This is a genomic window from Burkholderia sp. ZZQ-2 (assembly GCF_050768715.1).
Lineage (GTDB): Bacteria > Pseudomonadota > Gammaproteobacteria > Burkholderiales > Burkholderiaceae > Burkholderia > Burkholderia cepacia.
In genome coordinates, this window is the sequence record NZ_LDVA01000131.1 from 1 (window position 1) to 282 (window position 282).

The 282-nt window shown below is 68.1% G+C and carries 1 protein-coding gene; it reads left to right on the forward strand.

Features of this window, described 5'->3' with window-relative positions:
- A partial coding sequence (locus ABY44_RS08260; RefSeq protein WP_431641090.1) for a hypothetical protein occupies positions 1–282 on the forward strand: 282 nt, incomplete at both ends.

The window sequence follows — 282 nt, forward strand, 5'->3', positions numbered from 1 at the left end:
GCCGTATTACACGACCACGCAGGCCGTCGTCGCGGTCGGCGACTCGCCCGCGGCATCGGCGACCACCATCGACGAGCTCAAGGCCACCAAGGTCGGCGTCGCCAGCGGCACCACCAGCTACACGGTCGCCAAGGCTCAGCTCGGCGAGGCCGACCTCAACGTCTTCAACTCGGTCGACGACGTCGTGCTCGCACTCAAGGGCGGTCAGATCGACGCCATGATCACCGACCTCCCCGGCGCCTTCTACGTCGTCGGCGCCCAGCTCGACGATGGCGTGGTCAC